This is a genomic window from Chloroflexaceae bacterium, from assembly GCA_025057155.1.
GTDB lineage: Bacteria > Chloroflexota > Chloroflexia > Chloroflexales > Chloroflexaceae > JACAEO01.
Genome location: JANWYD010000026.1, coordinates 1 through 14,983, shown reverse-complemented (window position 1 = coordinate 14,983; position 14,983 = coordinate 1). Strand labels below are relative to the sequence as shown.

Annotated in this window: 16 protein-coding genes and 2 pseudogenes; 12 read left to right on the top strand and 6 right to left on the bottom strand. The window is 65.3% G+C overall.

Annotated features, from left to right (window positions below; translation table 11 throughout):
- The first annotated feature begins 9 nt into the window (after positions 1–9).
- Both NZU74_18755 and NZU74_18750 read left to right on the top strand, forming a co-directional pair.
- Positions 10–1,818 (top strand): protein kinase, encoded by a 1,809-nt coding sequence (locus NZU74_18755; GenBank protein ID MCS6883373.1) that lies wholly within the window; start codon positions 10–12, stop codon positions 1,816–1,818.
- A 256-nt stretch (positions 1,819–2,074) separates the two neighbouring features.
- Positions 2,075–3,106 (top strand): 2-oxoacid:ferredoxin oxidoreductase subunit beta, encoded by a 1,032-nt coding sequence (locus NZU74_18750; GenBank protein ID MCS6883372.1) that lies wholly within the window; start codon positions 2,075–2,077, stop codon positions 3,104–3,106.
- 69 nt (positions 3,107–3,175) lie between these two features.
- Here NZU74_18750 and NZU74_18745 read toward each other — a convergent pair whose 3' ends face one another.
- Positions 3,176–4,114: a DUF4938 domain-containing protein gene (locus NZU74_18745; GenBank protein MCS6883371.1), complete on the bottom strand. Its 939-nt coding sequence runs from the start codon at positions 4,112–4,114 to the stop codon at positions 3,176–3,178.
- Positions 4,115–4,397: 283 nt separating this feature from the next.
- On the opposite strand from NZU74_18745, the gene NZU74_18740 reads away from it, so the two are divergent.
- Positions 4,398–5,120 (top strand): methyltransferase domain-containing protein, encoded by a 723-nt coding sequence (locus NZU74_18740; protein ID MCS6883370.1) that lies wholly within the window; start codon positions 4,398–4,400, stop codon positions 5,118–5,120.
- Positions 5,121–5,448: 328 nt separating this feature from the next.
- Complete coding sequence (locus tag NZU74_18735) at positions 5,449–5,943, top strand: hypothetical protein (protein ID MCS6883369.1); 495 nt, start codon at positions 5,449–5,451, stop codon at positions 5,941–5,943.
- 76 nt (positions 5,944–6,019) lie between these two features.
- Here NZU74_18735 and NZU74_18730 read toward each other — a convergent pair whose 3' ends face one another.
- Together NZU74_18730 and NZU74_18725 are read right to left on the bottom strand one after the other, a co-directional pair.
- The gene (locus tag NZU74_18730; protein MCS6883368.1) at positions 6,020–6,256 is read right to left on the bottom strand and encodes a hypothetical protein; all 237 of its coding nucleotides are present in this window, start codon (positions 6,254–6,256) and stop codon (positions 6,020–6,022) included.
- Between the two features lie 294 nt (positions 6,257–6,550).
- Positions 6,551–6,721, bottom strand: coding sequence for a hypothetical protein (locus tag NZU74_18725; GenBank protein ID MCS6883367.1), 171 nt, complete (start codon positions 6,719–6,721; stop codon positions 6,551–6,553).
- Between the two features lie 267 nt (positions 6,722–6,988).
- On the opposite strand from NZU74_18725, the gene NZU74_18720 reads away from it, so the two are divergent.
- The 6 genes and pseudogenes from NZU74_18720 (at position 6,989) to NZU74_18695 (ending at position 11,223) form a co-directional block, all read left to right on the top strand.
- A complete protein-coding gene (locus tag NZU74_18720) occupies positions 6,989–7,162 on the top strand; it encodes a hypothetical protein (protein ID MCS6883366.1) in 174 nt (57 codons plus the stop codon).
- Entirely contained in the window at positions 7,159–8,460 is a 1,302-nt protein-coding gene (locus NZU74_18715) for an NAD(P)/FAD-dependent oxidoreductase (protein MCS6883365.1), read from the top strand. The genes NZU74_18720 and NZU74_18715 overlap by 4 nt, the downstream gene beginning before the upstream one ends.
- Positions 8,461–8,786: 326 nt before the next feature.
- Positions 8,787–9,278: pseudogene (gene infC / locus NZU74_18710) on the top strand (translation initiation factor IF-3).
- Positions 9,279–9,597: 319 nt separating this feature from the next.
- A complete protein-coding gene (locus tag NZU74_18705) occupies positions 9,598–9,789 on the top strand; it encodes a 50S ribosomal protein L35 (protein MCS6883364.1) in 192 nt (63 codons plus the stop codon).
- Between the two features lie 202 nt (positions 9,790–9,991).
- Positions 9,992–10,330 (top strand): annotated as a pseudogene (gene rplT / locus NZU74_18700) (50S ribosomal protein L20).
- A gap of 107 nt (positions 10,331–10,437) precedes the next feature.
- Positions 10,438–11,223, top strand: coding sequence for an RNA methyltransferase (locus tag NZU74_18695; protein MCS6883363.1), 786 nt, complete (start codon positions 10,438–10,440; stop codon positions 11,221–11,223).
- 609 nt (positions 11,224–11,832) lie between these two features.
- On the opposite strand, the gene NZU74_18690 is transcribed toward NZU74_18695, so the two are convergent.
- Complete coding sequence (locus NZU74_18690; GenBank protein MCS6883362.1) at positions 11,833–12,252, bottom strand: HEPN domain-containing protein; 420 nt, start codon at positions 12,250–12,252, stop codon at positions 11,833–11,835.
- Positions 12,236–12,586: a nucleotidyltransferase domain-containing protein gene (locus tag NZU74_18685; GenBank protein ID MCS6883361.1), complete on the bottom strand. Its 351-nt coding sequence runs from the start codon at positions 12,584–12,586 to the stop codon at positions 12,236–12,238. Before NZU74_18685 ends, NZU74_18690 begins: the two co-directional genes overlap by 17 nt.
- A 436-nt stretch (positions 12,587–13,022) precedes the next feature.
- On the opposite strand from NZU74_18685, the gene NZU74_18680 reads away from it, so the two are divergent.
- Both NZU74_18680 and NZU74_18675 read left to right on the top strand, forming a co-directional pair.
- Positions 13,023–13,316: a type II toxin-antitoxin system HigB family toxin gene (locus tag NZU74_18680; GenBank protein ID MCS6883360.1), complete on the top strand. Its 294-nt coding sequence runs from the start codon at positions 13,023–13,025 to the stop codon at positions 13,314–13,316.
- Positions 13,317–13,330: 14 nt separating this feature from the next.
- Positions 13,331–13,708, top strand: a complete 378-nt coding sequence (locus NZU74_18675; protein ID MCS6883359.1) for a hypothetical protein — start codon at positions 13,331–13,333, stop codon at positions 13,706–13,708.
- A gap of 387 nt (positions 13,709–14,095) precedes the next feature.
- Here NZU74_18675 and NZU74_18670 read toward each other — a convergent pair.
- Positions 14,096–14,983, bottom strand: an 888-nt coding sequence (locus tag NZU74_18670) for a hypothetical protein (protein ID MCS6883358.1), incomplete at its 5' end; no start/stop codon positions are given.

Below are 14,983 nucleotides of genomic sequence, written 5' to 3'. Positions count from 1 at the left end.
ACCAACTTGATGCTCCCGCGAACCATCGGGCGTTACCAGATCCGGAGCGAACTGGGCCGCGGCGGCATGGCCGTTGTCTACCGGGCCTTCGATCCGGAGGCCGAGCGCGAAGTGGCAGTGAAGGTACTGCCCCGCGAACTACTGCACGACCCCGCCTTCCGCGCCCGCTTCCGCCGCGAGGTCGAGGCCGTGGCAGCACTCGAGCATCCAGCGATTGTGCCCCTCTATGACTCCGGCGAACACGAGGGCCAGCCGTACATGGTCATGCGCCTGATGACCGGCGGCTCCCTGGCGGACCGCCTGCGCCGCGGCCCCCTGCCCCTGGCCCAGGCGGCGCGGATCATCGCCGAGCTGGCCCCGGCCCTTGACGCCGCCCACGCCGCCGGGCTAATCCACCGCGATGTCAAGCCCGACAATGTGCTCTTCGACCAGACCGGCCAGCCCTACCTGGCTGATTTTGGCGTGGTCTGGATGATGCAGGCTTCGACCGTATTGACCCGCAGCGCGGTGATCGGCACGCCTGACTACATGGCCCCCGAATTGTCCCGGCCCGGCGGCCTGTCGCCGCTGGTGGACGTGTACGCCCTGGGGGTCATGCTCTTTGAAATGCTCACCGGGCGGCCACCGTACCAGACCGATACGCCCCTCGGCACGCTGGTGGCCCACGTGACCGAGCCAATCCCCGACGTGCGGGCGCACCGGCCCTGGTTGCCCGCCGCGACCCGGATAGTGATTGAGCGGGCGCTGGCGAAGGATCCCCGCGCGCGCTACCGGTCGGCGGGGGAGCTGGCCGCGGACCTGACGGCCCTGGCGGCAGGGCAATCCCCGCCGACGCTCCAACTGCGCCCGCCGGCGGAACCGGTTGCGTCCACTCCGCCTCCCGCCCCGACCTTCACCCTGACCACGCCGACCGTTCCCCGCCCCGCGACGACCTTTGAACCGGCGTCGCCAACCTTTGAACGCCCCACGACCAGCTTCGATCCCCCCGCGCCGGCCGGCGAGCGCGCCGCTCGTGAACGTATTCCGAGCTGGATATGGCTGTTCATGGCTATAGCTGTCGTTGCCGGGGTGTTCTTCTTCTGGTTCACCAGCCTGGCTCGCCCACAGGCATCGGTTCCGCACCAGGCGCCAATCCCATACCCGACGTACACGCCGGCCGCCGCGGGTCCCTGGCCATCCGGCGCCGAACGGTCAGACACCTGGCTATATCCCACGCCTACGCCGACCGTTGCTCCCGGCGAATCGATGCCGCGCCTCGTGAGTATGGCATCGGTTTCAGAAGCGGCGCCGGGTATGAATTTCAGTTACTATATCAGCGTCATGGTCTGGGATTACCCCGCCCGTGAGGTGACCCTGGTGAGTCGGATCAGTCCTGATCTAGAGGTGTTGAATGTTGGCACGGAATCGGGCACGTGCAGCGGCTACCAGGTGATCACGTGCGTGTTGACCGTCAGCGACATCTTTCCGGCCAACCTGCGGATTGATGTGCAGGTGCGCGAAACCGTCTCGCCGGGTACGATTATCACCAATATCGCTGAGGTGGAAGGAGTGTCTCCTGTGGTCGTATCGGTCCCGGTGAGCGCGTGGTCGCCTTTCCAGGCCCCGTCCGGGCCGACACCGACCGCGGCGCCGCCGCCCATGCCGACGACGACTGCGGCGCCGCCGCCCATGGCGCCGCCCATGCCGACGACGACAGCAGCGCCGCCGCCCATGCCGACGACGACTGCGGCGCCGCCGCCCATGGCGCCGCCCATGCCGACGCCGAGCGCGGCGCCGCCGCCGCCGCCTTCGCCGACGTCGCCCAACCTCGACATCTGAATGCGCATACGACCCTCACCCCCAACCCACTTGCTCTTGCCCGCGCGCGAGCGCGGGGGACCGGGCGCGCCAATGCCCCGGATGGGGAATGCAATGCAAGGTATTGCCAGAAAACCCTACATTCGAGAGGAGACCCGGCTTCACCGGCTCTGAGCGAACGATTTTGCGCCCCCACCCGGAAAGGCGCAACTCTCCCGCCAGGCAGGGGCGCGGAGCAACCTGGTTTCCCCTCCTTTCTCCAACAGGAGCACTAGCTATGACCACCGCACGCCAGCCTGTCAACGCTCTTGGTCTAACCAAAGCGGATTATCGCGGCGCGCCTTCGACGCTGTGCGCCGGCTGCGGTCACGACTCGGTCTCCAGCCAGATCATCGCCGCGGCCTTTGAGTTGTCGCTGCCGCCCCATCGGGTAATCCGCATGAGCGGCATTGGCTGCTCGAGCAAGTCAGCGGCCTACTTCCTGGGGCGCTCGCACGGCTTCAACTCGCTGCACGGACGCATGCCAGCGGTGACCACCGGCGCGCACGTGGCCAACCACACCCTGATCCCCCTCGCCGTGAGCGGCGACGGCGACACCGGCAGCATCGGGCTGGGCGGCTTCAAGCACCTGCTGCGGCGCAATGTGCCGATGGTTTATATCATCGAGAACAACGGGGTCTACGGCCTGACCAAGGGGCAGTTCTCGGCCACCGCCGACGAGGGGGCCAGGCTGAAGCACGCCGGGGTGAACCTGCTGCCGCCGATTGACCTGTGCGCCGAGGCCCTGATCGCCGGCTGCGGCTTCGTGGCCCGCTCGTTCGCTGGCGACGCGAAGCAGGTGCGTGAGCTGATCAAGGCCGCCTTCGCCTTCCATGGCACGGCGGTAATTGACGTGATCAGCCCCTGCGTCACCTTCAACAACCACGATGACTCGACCAAGAGCTACGCCTATGGCAAAGCCCACGAAGAGCCGCTGCACGACGTGACCTTCATCCCGCGCTACGAGGAAATGGTCGAGGAGTTTGCGCCGGGGGAGGTGCGCGACGTGCGGCTCCACGACGGCCCGGTCATCCGCCTGCGTCGCCTGGCCGCCGATCACGACCCCTCTGACCGCCTGGCGGCTCTGATGCTGCTGGAGCGGGCGCGGGCTGCGGGCGAGTTCATCACCGGCCTGATCTACCTGAGCGAAGACCGGCCCACCCTGGCCGAGAGCCTGGGCCTCGGGCCGACGCCCCTGGCCGAACTGCCCGCCGATGTGTTGCGTCCCCCGCCAGAAGCACTGGCGGGAGTGAATGACGAATTTCGGTAAGGTAGGGCAACCTTCAAGGTTGCCCGCCAGGGAAGGGCGCCTTGAAGGTTGCCCGCCTGTCCGGGGATTCTACAACCCCAGCACCCCATACGGTGCATACGGCACCAGGGGCAGCAGATGCGGGTCGCCCAGGTTGATGCGCGCAGGCTGGGCGGCGAGTAGCATCGGCACGCCGAGGGCGCGGAGCCACTCGTCGTCATCATCGGCATCAGGCGGCGCCTCATCGCCCCGGTCGCTGATCACCGCCAGGTCGCAGGCGTCGAAGGCCACCCCGCGCCGCAGGATGTCGCCAGTATCGAGACCGGCCACCAGCGCCTCGGTGCGTGGATCGGCGAGCAGTTCACGGATGGCCGTAAAGCCGGCCTGGTCAATCACGGCGGGTTGCGCTCCGAGGCCCGCGAGTTCCGCAGCCATGCGCTCAACCGCGACGCTCCGCAGCGCCCCGCCGGTCACAGCGATAATAGGGATGCGTCCGAGGCGCTCCCAGGGCGGTTGGGGCGCCTGCGCGCCCCGTGCGCGGAGCGGCTCAGGGTCGAAGCTCCAGCCCCGCGCGCCATAGCCAATCTGCACCCGCCCGTCGGCCCGCGTGAAGCAGGGCAGGTTGCGGCGCCGGGCCTCGGCGATGAGTTGCAGGGCCGCCACCGGCAGTCCCTCGGCGCGCCGCCGGGCCTGAAGGGCGAAGAGCGGCCCGTCACGATCCCAGGTCTCATCGCCGCACGCCTCGGCGCTAATGCCCTCCACCACGTAGGCGCAAAGATCGGCCCCCAGCCGTGGCGCGTCGGTGGTGAACGTGGCGGTAAGCGCGTAGCCCGGCCCATCGGCGCGCGCTGTGACCTCGAGATAGGCAATCACCAGACCGATGAACTGCGCCCCGTCCTTGATTGCCGCGCGCAGCCGCAGCGAGCGATCGCTATCACAGCGCACCCGCAGCAGCACACCCGTCCAGGGGCCGTAGATATGCGGCCCTTCGTAGGCCCGCAGGCGCTGCAGGGCGATTGGTGGCAGCATAGGTTGCGCTCCGCACTGATGTAAAGACGGGGAAACCTGGTTTTCCCACGCCCCTGCCCGTCCGGGAACAGCATTGCCGTCCGAGAACAGAATTGTAGCGCAACCCTCCGGGTTGCGCCCACAGGTAGCATACCCACGACGCGCTGGCGCGTCAACCAGGTTATACCAATTCCGGGTGAATAGAGTGCATGCGCATCGTCACCAGGTCGCATTCAGATGCCCTGTATAGCAATCTAAAATCCGAAATCCACAATCCAAAATGATATAACACCTGTCACCCGCCATGGCCCCCTGCGATTTCGAAGCCCTGCGTGAACCACATACGGCCCTGCTGCGGGCTGCTCTGGAGGCGGTCAGCCCCCTGGGGGCAGGCACGGCTCTGGACCTGGCCTGCGGATCCGGGGCCACCACGGTCTGGCTGGCCGCCCGGAGCCGCCCTGGCGCTGTGATTATAGGGATTGATCATGACGCAGACGCGCTGGCCGCCGCCCAAACAACGGCGCCCGCGGCGCGTCTGGTGCGGGCCGACGCGCATTACCTCCCCCTGCGCGCTGCGACGGTCGATCTCCTGTGGTGCGTGACGGCCCTGGGGCTGTTCGCCGATCCCGACAGCGCCCTGGCCGAGGCCCGGCGCGTGCTGCGACCCGGCGGCGTGCTGGTGGTAGCCAGCGCCACCCGGCAGTGGGTGCGGCCCCGTCGCTGGCCGTTGGCCCCGCGGCGCCTGCCGCCCGATCTGTCGCTCCCGCCCGCCGATGACCTCGGCGGCGACCTGCACGCCGCGCTCAGCCGGGCGGGGCTGCGCGAGGTGCGCCTGCGAGCCTATCTCCTCGAACCGCCGGGCCTTGATCCGCTGGCGGCGATGCTGCCCCTGCTCGCATGGCCGGCGCTGGCTCCGCTTCTGCCTGGCCTCGACCCTGCGGAGCGCACTGCCTGCGCGGCCATTGCCGAGGAGGAGCCAGAGCCGGAGCCGTTGCCGGTGCTCCTGGTTGCCACGGGGCGAGGTTAGCCCCCTGCTCCAACCGGCGGTCAGCGACAGATGCGGCATCTTCGGGTCCCTCAGGGCCTGAGGCAGCCGCGTTGTCCGACAAGGTGTCGTATGCTGATCAGGGCGACGTAGCCGCCCTGATCAGCATACAAAGCCTGAGTCTGGAATGCGCCCCAAACGGTGTTGCATCAACCCGCAACCTGCTCGGAACCTTCTTGCTTTCGTGTAACATCAGTATAATTAACAGCGCGACTGCGCTGCGCAATGACGGGACAAAACGAGGTTTTTCCGGGAGCGCGCCGCCCTCCCCGAGTCTCTCATCGAGCAATGTTCACTTCAGGAGGAAGCCATGTCCCTGAGCCGAGGCGATGACGATGGTCCAGGCATCGTATGGTACGAAGGATTGGGGTTCGACATTGGCGCGCGGGTGGCAATCGTTGACCCGGCGGAGCGCGAGGCTGCCGGAGCGGAAGCGGGCAGCGTGGTCGGCTTCGATGCGAGCGGGCCGCGTCCGGGCGAGGATTTTATCCGCGTTCTGGTGCAACTGGATCTGGCGACGCCGACGATCGTGGCCTTGCCGCCCGCAGCCCTGGCGCCTGAGGAAGGCTCGGAGCGGCAGGGATTGGCCCGTTCAATCCTTATCGGCCTGGAGCAGTCGCTCGGAGCGAGTTTCGGCGAGCTGCTGGCCTGGCTCAACAGCGAGCAAACCCGAACCATGGTCGCCGATCCCGCCATCCGGCGCCAGCGTGTGCGGGTGGGCGGGCTGGTGCTGCCGGGGCTGATCCTTCCTGAACTGGTCGAACTGGCGGCCGCGCGCCTCGCCGCGAATGACGAGCGCAGATGACCCGTGCTCCGGGCCTGCATTCCGATCACCCCCGCCGGGACAATTAATGCCAGTTCCGCTCGAGTACGGCCATGCCTCAATCTTCGCGCTCCGAACCCGACCCGTGCGATGCGGCCCGGCGCTCGCGCCCGATGGCCGTACCCCGCGGCACGTTCACAATCTCGGCCACTTCGCCTTCTTCCTCGTGCGCTTCCTCGTGCTCAGCGTGGTGGGGCGCGCCGTACTCGGTGACCAGGCTCGCCGCCCGAATGCGCCGTTCGTACTCTCGATCGATTGCCGCAACCAGGCGACGCCACCAGGATTGCTCGGCCATAACGTGGTTCCTCACACTGGCAGAAGGCTGCTTGCGCCGCCGTTTGGGAACGGACCCCCGGCCATTGAGAGCTTCTCCGGATAACCAGGTTATCCGATTGCTTTTGTGGCAGGGCGTAGCGTTCCCGGCCCCCGTGCCCGACGGGGAGGGTTGCGCTACGGCGGCGTCGGCTCCATGCGTCTGTGATTATACCAGCGCCGGCAACCGTTGCGGACGATATCGCCCCTGACAGGCGGGGAAACCCGGTTTCTCCGCGCCCCGGCCCGCGGGGCGTGATGCTACTCGCCCGGGCGCTCAGGCGGCGTCCCGGTAGACGCGCGCGCGCTCGTGGAGCAGTTCGCTGACAAGCTCGTCCAGGGTTGCCTCGGCTTCCTGATAGGTGCGCGCAAAGCCGACCAGTTCGCCATCGAGGTACATGGCGAAATCGCGAGTCTCCGGGTCGTAGATGATGGTCTTCTCGTACATCTCCGCCACCTTTCGAGGTCAGTTGCGGTTGGGGCAAATATGTTCGCCGTTGCCCGCTTACAGTATAGCACGTCTGTTCTATTTTTCAAGAGCCTTGTGGAAGTCCCGCGGCTGCAGTGAGCGCCTCGTCAATGACGCGCGGCGTTGCTGCGCCTGACGGGTGTTTCTCGACGTTGCGTTCGAACGCCGGAGGCGCGTTGACAATGGTGCGCCTGACCGGGTAAGATGAGCGGGTTGGATTGTCCACTGTGGCCTGCGGAGGCGTCTTTGCGTAGCTGGAAGTTCTGGATCGGCCTCAGGATTAGCCTGGTCTTCCTCGGTATCGCCCTGACGGGGCTGGATCTCCAGCGCTTCTGGCAGGTTCTGCGCGAGGCGCGGTACTGGCGGCTGCTGCCGGATGTCGGCGTCTATGAGGCGCTGGCGCGGAGGGTCGCGCCGTGAGGGTGGCGATCATCGGGGCGGGGATCGCCGGCATGACCGCGGCCTACGAACTGGCCCGCGCCGGTCATGCCGTGGTGGTCTTCGAGGCCGCGCCGGTGGTTGGCGGCCTGGCTTCAGGTTTCCGCGACGAGCGCTGGGCATGGCCCCTCGAACGGTTCTACCACCACATCTTCCAGACCGACCGGGCCATTATCAAGCTGGCCGAGGCCATCGGCTACGGTGATCGGCTCTTCTTCCGCAGCCAGGTGACTGCCCAGTGGTGGAACGGGCGCGGCTACGACCTGAATGGCCCGCTCCAGGTGCTGCGCTTCCCCGCCCTCCCGCTGCTCGACCGCCTCCGCTTTGGCGCGGTCGCCTTTTACCTGAAGTACCTCGACGCCGACTGGCGACGCCTTGAACGCACCACCGCCGCCGCGTGGACCTCACGCTGGGCTGGGCCGAACGCCTACCGGGTGCTCTGGCGCCCCCTGCTCGAAGGCAAGTTCGGGCGCCATGCCGACGAGGTAAACATGGCCTGGCTCTGGGCGCGCCTGCGCGCGCGCAGCTTCAAGCTCGGCTACTTCGTGGGCGGCTTCCAGGGGTTCGCCGACGCGCTGCTCGCCGTCATCGGCGCCATGGGGGTCGAGACGCGCCTCAGAACCCCCGTCGGCGCCGTGCGCCAGAGCGCCGCCGGCTGGGACGTGCTGGCGCCCGGCCTGCCTCCCGAGTCATTCGACCAGTTGCTCGTCACTGGCTCGCCGGCGCTGCTCATGCGCCTCGTGCCGCACCTGCCCGACGCCTACTTCGGGCGCCTGCGCCAGTTGCGCTCGATGGGCGCAGTGGTGCTCACCCTGGCCCTTTCACGCCCGCTCACCAGCGGCCTATACTGGGTGAACATGCCCAAGGACCAGTTCCCCTTCCTGGCGCTGGTCGAGCACACCAACTTCATCGAACCGATCTACTACGGTGGCGACCATCTGGTCTACCTCGGCGATTATCTCGACCCGGACCACGAATATTTCCGCCTGAGCCACGAGGAGTTGCTGGCCCGGTTCCTGCCCGCGCTGCGGCAGGTCAATCCGGCGTTCGAACCGGCCTGGGTGCGTAAGAGCTGGCTGCACCGGGAAACGTATGCCCAGCCGATTGTGCCGGTGAACCACAGCCGTTCCATTCCTCCCCTGCGCACGCCGTTGCACGGGCTGTTCTGGGCGAGCATGAGCCAGGTCTATCCCTGGGATCGCGGCACCAATTTCGCTGTTGAACTCGGACAGCGCGTGGCGCGCGAGATGCTCGCCGTTGGCGCCGTGGCGCAGGTCTGAGCGCCTGTTCCGGTTTACCCCGGCGCATCCGGAGACACCCGGAGCACAGGCCTGGTGAAACCCTCCGCGCTCGCTGCGGTGAGGATGTAATCGGCGGATGTACACTGTTGCGGATGAAAGCGTTTGACGCCCTGCCTTGAGACTGTTATAATGGTTTTTCGATATTGGCAATGGGTGGCTCGCCCGACTGAAGAGAGGAAGGAGAGGCGCTGCGACCCGCACATGTCGCTTACGCATGGCCCTGCCGCTCAGTGAGCGGCAGATGCGCTTATGGTCGGGCAAGATTATGAAGACGAAGGAGTCAGGCCATTAGGGATCGGTTCCGTATCAACAATCGCATTCGCGCGCGCGAGGTGCGGCTGATCGACGAGAACGGCGCGCAAGTTGGGATTGTCGGCATTCGCGAGGCCCTCGCCCTGGCCGAGGAACGGGGCTTCGATCTGGTTGAGGTGGCCCCAAACGCCGTGCCGCCGGTGTGCCGGTTGCTCGACTATGGCAAGTTCCGCTATGAGCAGAGCCAGAAGGAACGCGAGGCGCGGCGCAATCAGAAGCAGGCCGATCTGAAGCAGATCCGCCTGATGCCGAAAACCGCCGAGCACGACATTTCCACCAAGGCGAACCAGGCCAGGAAGTTCTTGCTCCAGGGGGATAAGGTCAAGTTCAACGTGCGCTTTCGCGGTCGGGAAATGGCGCATCCCGACATCGGGCGCAAGATGCTGGAAGATATCGCCGAGCAGTTGCGCGATATCGCCGTGGTAGAGCAGAAGCCCCTGCTCGAAGGCCGGGTGCTGTCGCTCTTGCTCGCCCCGAACCCCAAGGTCCTCAAAGCCGCGCAGCAGGCTCAGAAGGAGAAGGCGAAACTGGCGCGGCAGGGGGTTGCCGCCGAGCGCCCGGCCAGCGCTCCGACGCCTGAAGCTGACGAGGATCTTGAAGACGAGACCAATGTCCAGGCCGGGCAACTTGACGAGGAAGCGGATCTGCAGGCTGAAGAACTCGATGATGAGGACGAGGGCGATCTGCAGGACGAGGGCGATCTGCAGGATGACATGCTCGACGATGATGAGTTTGACGCTGATGAGTTTGATGATGAGGACGAGGAGGACTTCGGTCGCCGCGTGAGGAAGTAATATGCCCAAAATGAAAACCCACAAGGGCGCCCAGCGCCGCTTTAAAGTGACCGCCAGTGGCAAGGTGCTGCAACAGAAGGGCGTCCGTGGGAACAAGATCAAGCGCTCCGGTCGTTCGCAGCGCCAGTGGGGCAAGGGATTGCCCTCGTCACCCGCGAACCGCTCGCACCTGAAGGTGGCGTTGCCTTACGGTCTGAAGTAGCGTTTACCGGAGGAGGGTTCGGGAGGGCTATGCTCTCCCTGCGTCATTCCCTCAACGCTGTGCGGCTTCGCTGCACAGGTGACGAAAACAGGTCTTCACCCGGCCTGTTTGTATAGAGTAAGATTGCTTACTGTTCTATCGGGCGCAGCTCAGGGATGCAGCCACCCCCTGGCCTGCCCGTCACAGAGGAGGAACGCCGACCATGGCCCGTGTCAAGCGTGGCGTCATGACGCACAAGCGTCACAAGAAGTTGATGAAGCAGGCGAAGGGCTACCGCGGCGCCCGCAGCCGCCACTACAAGGTTGCCCACGAGGCGGTAATGCACGCCCTCGCCTATGCCTACCGTGATCGCCGCCATCGCAAGCGCGACTTTCGCCGCCTGTGGATCATGCGCATCAATGCCGCGGCGCGCCTTAACGGCACCACCTATAGCCGCCTGGTGGCAGGCATGAAGCAGGCCGGCATCGAGATTGATCGCAAGATGCTGGCCGATCTGGCCGTGCGCGACCCCAGGGCGTTTAGCGACGTGGTGGCGGCGGCCATGAGCGTGCCTGCCGGCCCGCGCCCGGCCGCCGTCGGCGGACGCCCGGCCCGCCCGGTGATCATCGCCGCGTCCCAGGGCGCTGCGTCCGCCCCATCAGCCGATTTGTGATCTCCAGCACCGCCAATCCGCACGTCAAGTTCCTGCGCTCGCTGCGCGATCTCCCCCGGGAGCGCCGCCGCGAGCGCAGCCTCTTTCTTGAAGGCGTGCGCCTCGTCGCCGCCGCCCTGGATGCCGGGGTCGCTCCGCGGCTGGCGCTGTACGCCCCCGAGCAACTCGAACGCACTCCCGAGGGGGCGGACCTGCTCGCCCGGCTTGCCGGGCGCCCGGCCTGCTACCAGGCCAGCCCCGCCGTGATCGCCGCCGCTGCCGACACCCGGCACCCCCAGGGCGTGGTCGCGGCCTTCCCCTGGCCCGAACTCGCCCCGCGGCCCGGCCTGCGCCTGGTCCTCGACGGGTTGCAGGACCCGGGCAATGTCGGGACGCTGCTGCGCTCGGCCGAGGCTGCCGGCGTGGGACTGGCGCTCTGCGCTCGCGGCGCCGCCGATGTGTACGCCCCCAAGGTGCTGCGGGCCGCAATGGGGGCGCACTTCACCCTGCCCATTCGCGCCGACCTCGACTGGGAGGCCATCGGCGCCGAGTTGAGCGCCTGCCCGGCGGTCTACGCCGCCGAAGCGGGGGCGACTATGCCCTACTACGCCGCCGACTGGAAGCAACCCGTGGCGCTGATCATCGGCAACGAGGCCCACGGCGTCAGCCAGGAGGGTCTGGCCCACGCCACCCATCGCATCGGCATCCCCATGGTTGGCCGCGCCGAGTCGCTCAACGCCGCCATCGCCGGAAGCGTTATCCTCTTCGAGGCCCTGCGCCAGCGCACCCGCGGGCGCACGTAAGGGCTTGGGAATGACGCGAAGGCGCAAAGATCGTTTTATGTATTCTTCGCGTCTTTGTGTCTTCGCGTCGATGATCATCCCCCAGGCTTCCGGATGACGCAAAGACGCCGGGGCACAAAGGTGTTCCACAAATGCCAGCGTGGTCTGGCCGCACCCGCTGCAAGCGAACGAAATGCTTGCGGTTAAGGGTGATCAGGATGCGCGTTTCAGCCGCAGCAAATTCCAGGACCTTTTCATCGGGCGTTGCCTGCCCCGCCTGACCGCTGTCGTGGCTGGTCAGCACGCCGACGCGGTTCTTCAACGACCGGCAGTGGGAAATTCTCATTGACGTATAGCTGCGCCATACTCCGCCTACCCGCCACAATCGATGTTCTAAACCCCTGGCTCGAGACGTCACTAGGGAGATCAGACCAATGCGGAATAAGGCGGATTATCAGGCGGCGCTTGCGGAAATCGAAACCCTGTTCTCCGCGCCTCTCGGCACGTCGGAAAGGGTCGCCTGGATGTGCTCACCACATCCTGACGGCGATCGGGCCGCTGGTGGAAGTGGATTGATCGCCCTTTTCTGTTGTAGTTTTGGCAAGTCGCACAGCGTTGATTAGCGACGCGCTACATGAATGCATTTGTTCTCTGCGGATGCGCGGCCTGGGGCAACACGGCCAGTACCGCCGTGCGGACTCGCTCAGCCAGGGCGAGCGCCTCGACCGCAGTAGCCTGATCGGGCCAGAAACCAGGGTCATACCGCAACTGGACGGCGTAGGGGGTCAACTGCGTCAGGTCCAGCCCCGTGAAATCCGGCGCTGGATTGAGCGTCGCACAGTAGCGCTCAAGCTCCTCAAGGTTATGGGTGAGTGGAACCGGCTGCCCTGCGAAAGCGAGCAGTCCCTTCAGATACTTCTCAGCGGCCTGCTGGGCATGGAAGCAGGCCGTATCATATGGGCCAGAGCTTGTCGCGATGAGCCTCGCGCTAAACAGGTCGCTATCCCCCTTGGCCAGCCAGCCGCGCGCCAGGTCAATCGCCTCGCTCATACAGCACCTTGCCTTCACGCAGCGCGGTCGTGACGAACGCATGGGGCACGGTGGCCCACGCCTGCACCTCGGCCGGCGTCCAGACGACAACGTCTTTTGCTGGAAACAGACCGACAAGCGCGCGCAGGTAGCGCGGCGCGCGCTTGTAGCGCGGCAGGTCCGACTCCTCGATCACCAGGATGTCGAGGTCGCTGTCCGGGCGAGCGTCGCCACGAGCGTGCGAGCCGAACAGCACAATTTTGAGCGGGTTGCCGGTCGCTCGGATGCGCTCCACTATTTCGCGCAATAGTTCATCGGTCACCGGCGGGTATCTAGACGTAAGCGAGGTGGTCATCGGCGCTGCCCTCCGACAGGTCGGTCTGAGGAAACCGGAACGCCACGACTTGCCCGGTCTGCTTCATACAAACACCACCTTCGAATCAGCGGCGGTGGAGAGCGGCGCAACTTCATCGTCCATACCGCGCAGCGCCAGGGGCCTCGAAACGAGCAAGCCTGTCACATCGCATTATAGCACACGAACATGCGTGCAATCCTCGGAGGAAGCAGCGGGCAGGGTGCGGCGTGAGCGCCAGCGTTCCCGCAAACAGCGCCGGCCCGGTGCGGAAGCCGTCGGGTGAGCGGTGCCGCGGAGCGGCGGAGCAACGGGCAGCGTTGTCGTCGTGCGCCAGAGGGTGAAATGAAAACAGTATGCGTTCGGTCGAAGTCACGAATTGATCCCGTTGTGGGAACATGCTATACTGGACAGGGTCCCGCCTTGCCCGAGCCAGGCCGTGCGCATTATCGCCAAAAAGATCCTGCGAGAGTTCTGGGAACGCCACGCGGACGCGGAACAGGCGCTGAAAGCCTGGTACTACGATGTAAAACACGCCGATTGGAAAACCCCGGGTGATATTCGCAAGACTTACGCCACGGCGAGCATCCTGGCGAATAACCGGGTAGTCTTTAATATCCGCGGGAACAACTATCGCCTTGTGGTGGCCGTCAATTACGACTTTGGAATTGTCTGCATCGGTTTTGTTGGCACGCACCAGGAATACGATCAGATTGACGCGGAGCGTGTTTAGCTGGAGGCGTCATCATGGAGATTAGACCGATTCGCAATGATGGGGATTATCAGGCGGCGCTTGCGGAAATCGAGACCCTGTTCTCCGCGCCTCTCGGCACGCCGGAAAGTGATCGCCTGGATGTGCTCACCACGCTGGTTGAAGCCTACGAGGCGCAACACGTGCCGATCACGGCGCCCGATCCGATTGCAATGATCGAGTACATCATGGAAAGCCGCGGCCTTACCCGGCGTGACCTGGAGCCATACATCGGCAGCCGCGCGCGGGTCTCGGAGGTGCTCAATCGCCAGCGGGCCCTGACGCTGGCGATGATCCGCAAGCTGCACCAGGGCCTGGGGGCGCCGGCGGAGGTCTTGATCCAGCCCTATGAACTGCGGCAACGGGCGGCGTAGCGCCATTTCGGATTTTGGATTGCCCGTATACAGCGTCCTGTGGAGCGCTGCGGGCTAAAGCCGCGGGCTACCGATGCGAAGCCCGCCTGCGCGGGCTGTACCGGCTTTATTTCTTAACCATCATAAGCCCTCGCTGAGGCCGTGGAAGCCCCGCCGGGGCTTGACGAAAGGCGACCGGCAATGCCCTCCCGCAACTCCAGCCGCGCGAGGTGCGCGCGCAGGGCCTCGTTAGCGAGGTTGACGGGCCCTGCCAAAGCAGCGGGTAGTGATGGAGTGTCGAACTAACGGGTGAAGTTTTGCAGCTCTGATGCAGGTAGAGCAACGCAGCCGAACTGATAATGTTAGTTGAGACCGGAGTTAACAGTGCCGATGCCCCAGACTTCCTCATTAATTCCTCCTGTGTTCAAAACGCACCCGTCGAACGCCAGCAGGCAGGAGGAAGTTTTCCAGCCAGTCAATCGGCTTGCCGCGCTTGGTGCAGAGCGTGAAGAAGGCCCGCTGCTTCGCGCGTGTGAAGGCTACAAAGAAGGAATTCAGCTCTTCCTTGCGATCAGGCGTCAGACTCCACCAAGTGTTATTATCTAATCCGTAGAACACGATCGTGTGGAATTCGAGGCCCTTGCTCTTGTGGATCGTCATTAGCGGGACCTGGCCCCGACCCTCAAATCTGTCGAGAGCATCCGACCACGTGCCCGCCTGCTGGAGCGATTCCTGTAGTAGAAGCAGGAATCCGTTCCACACCCGATCAAAGTCGGGTTGTCGCTGATACGCGGGAAACGCCTGCCGCAGACGATTCGCTCCAATGAAATTGAGTGCCTTGCACGCAGCGTCCACTGCGGACTCCGGGACAGGATCGAGGCGCTTTAGCAGACGCCGCATCCCGGACGCAAATTTCTGCAACCGCTCCTGAATGCGTTGCTGTTTCACCTCGTCGTCAGGATCAATCGCCTCAAGAACCTGTATGTCCTGCAGGGCGGCGGTCCAGTGCTCTGGACTTCGATCAGACGCGCCAAGGCGAAGCAGCCGCAGGATAATGTGGGTGAGATCCTCGCTGAGCAGGTCCTGAATGGCAATATCGCCCACCTTGCGGGCGACGTTTCGGAGCCTGAGCCCGTGCACCGTAAACATTGGAGCAAGCCGCTCCTCTACGTCATCCGCACGCTGGCGCACAAGAATGGCGACCTCGTGCGGCTCGAAGCTCCCTGCCTGCACTTCGTTCTTAATCCACTGTGCGAGGCAGGCGCTTTCTTCATCTTCAGCGTCGAATTCCCAGAT

Coding starts and splice junctions, on each gene's coding strand:
- NZU74_18755 (MCS6883373.1), top strand. CDS start 10: ATGCTCCCGCGAACCATCGGGCGTTACCAGATCCGGAGCGAACTGGGC.
- NZU74_18750 (MCS6883372.1), top strand. CDS start 2,075: ATGACCACCGCACGCCAGCCTGTCAACGCTCTTGGTCTAACCAAAGCG.
- NZU74_18745 (MCS6883371.1), bottom strand. CDS start 4,114: ATGCTGCCACCAATCGCCCTGCAGCGCCTGCGGGCCTACGAAGGGCCG.
- NZU74_18740 (MCS6883370.1), top strand. CDS start 4,398: ATGGCCCCCTGCGATTTCGAAGCCCTGCGTGAACCACATACGGCCCTG.
- NZU74_18735 (MCS6883369.1), top strand. CDS start 5,449: ATGTCCCTGAGCCGAGGCGATGACGATGGTCCAGGCATCGTATGGTAC.
- NZU74_18730 (MCS6883368.1), bottom strand. CDS start 6,256: ATGGCCGAGCAATCCTGGTGGCGTCGCCTGGTTGCGGCAATCGATCGA.
- NZU74_18725 (MCS6883367.1), bottom strand. CDS start 6,721: ATGTACGAGAAGACCATCATCTACGACCCGGAGACTCGCGATTTCGCC.
- NZU74_18705 (MCS6883364.1), top strand. CDS start 9,598: ATGAAAACCCACAAGGGCGCCCAGCGCCGCTTTAAAGTGACCGCCAGT.
- NZU74_18690 (MCS6883362.1), bottom strand. CDS start 12,252: ATGAGCGAGGCGATTGACCTGGCGCGCGGCTGGCTGGCCAAGGGGGAT.
- NZU74_18685 (MCS6883361.1), bottom strand. CDS start 12,586: ATGACCACCTCGCTTACGTCTAGATACCCGCCGGTGACCGATGAACTA.
- NZU74_18675 (MCS6883359.1), top strand. CDS start 13,331: ATGGAGATTAGACCGATTCGCAATGATGGGGATTATCAGGCGGCGCTT.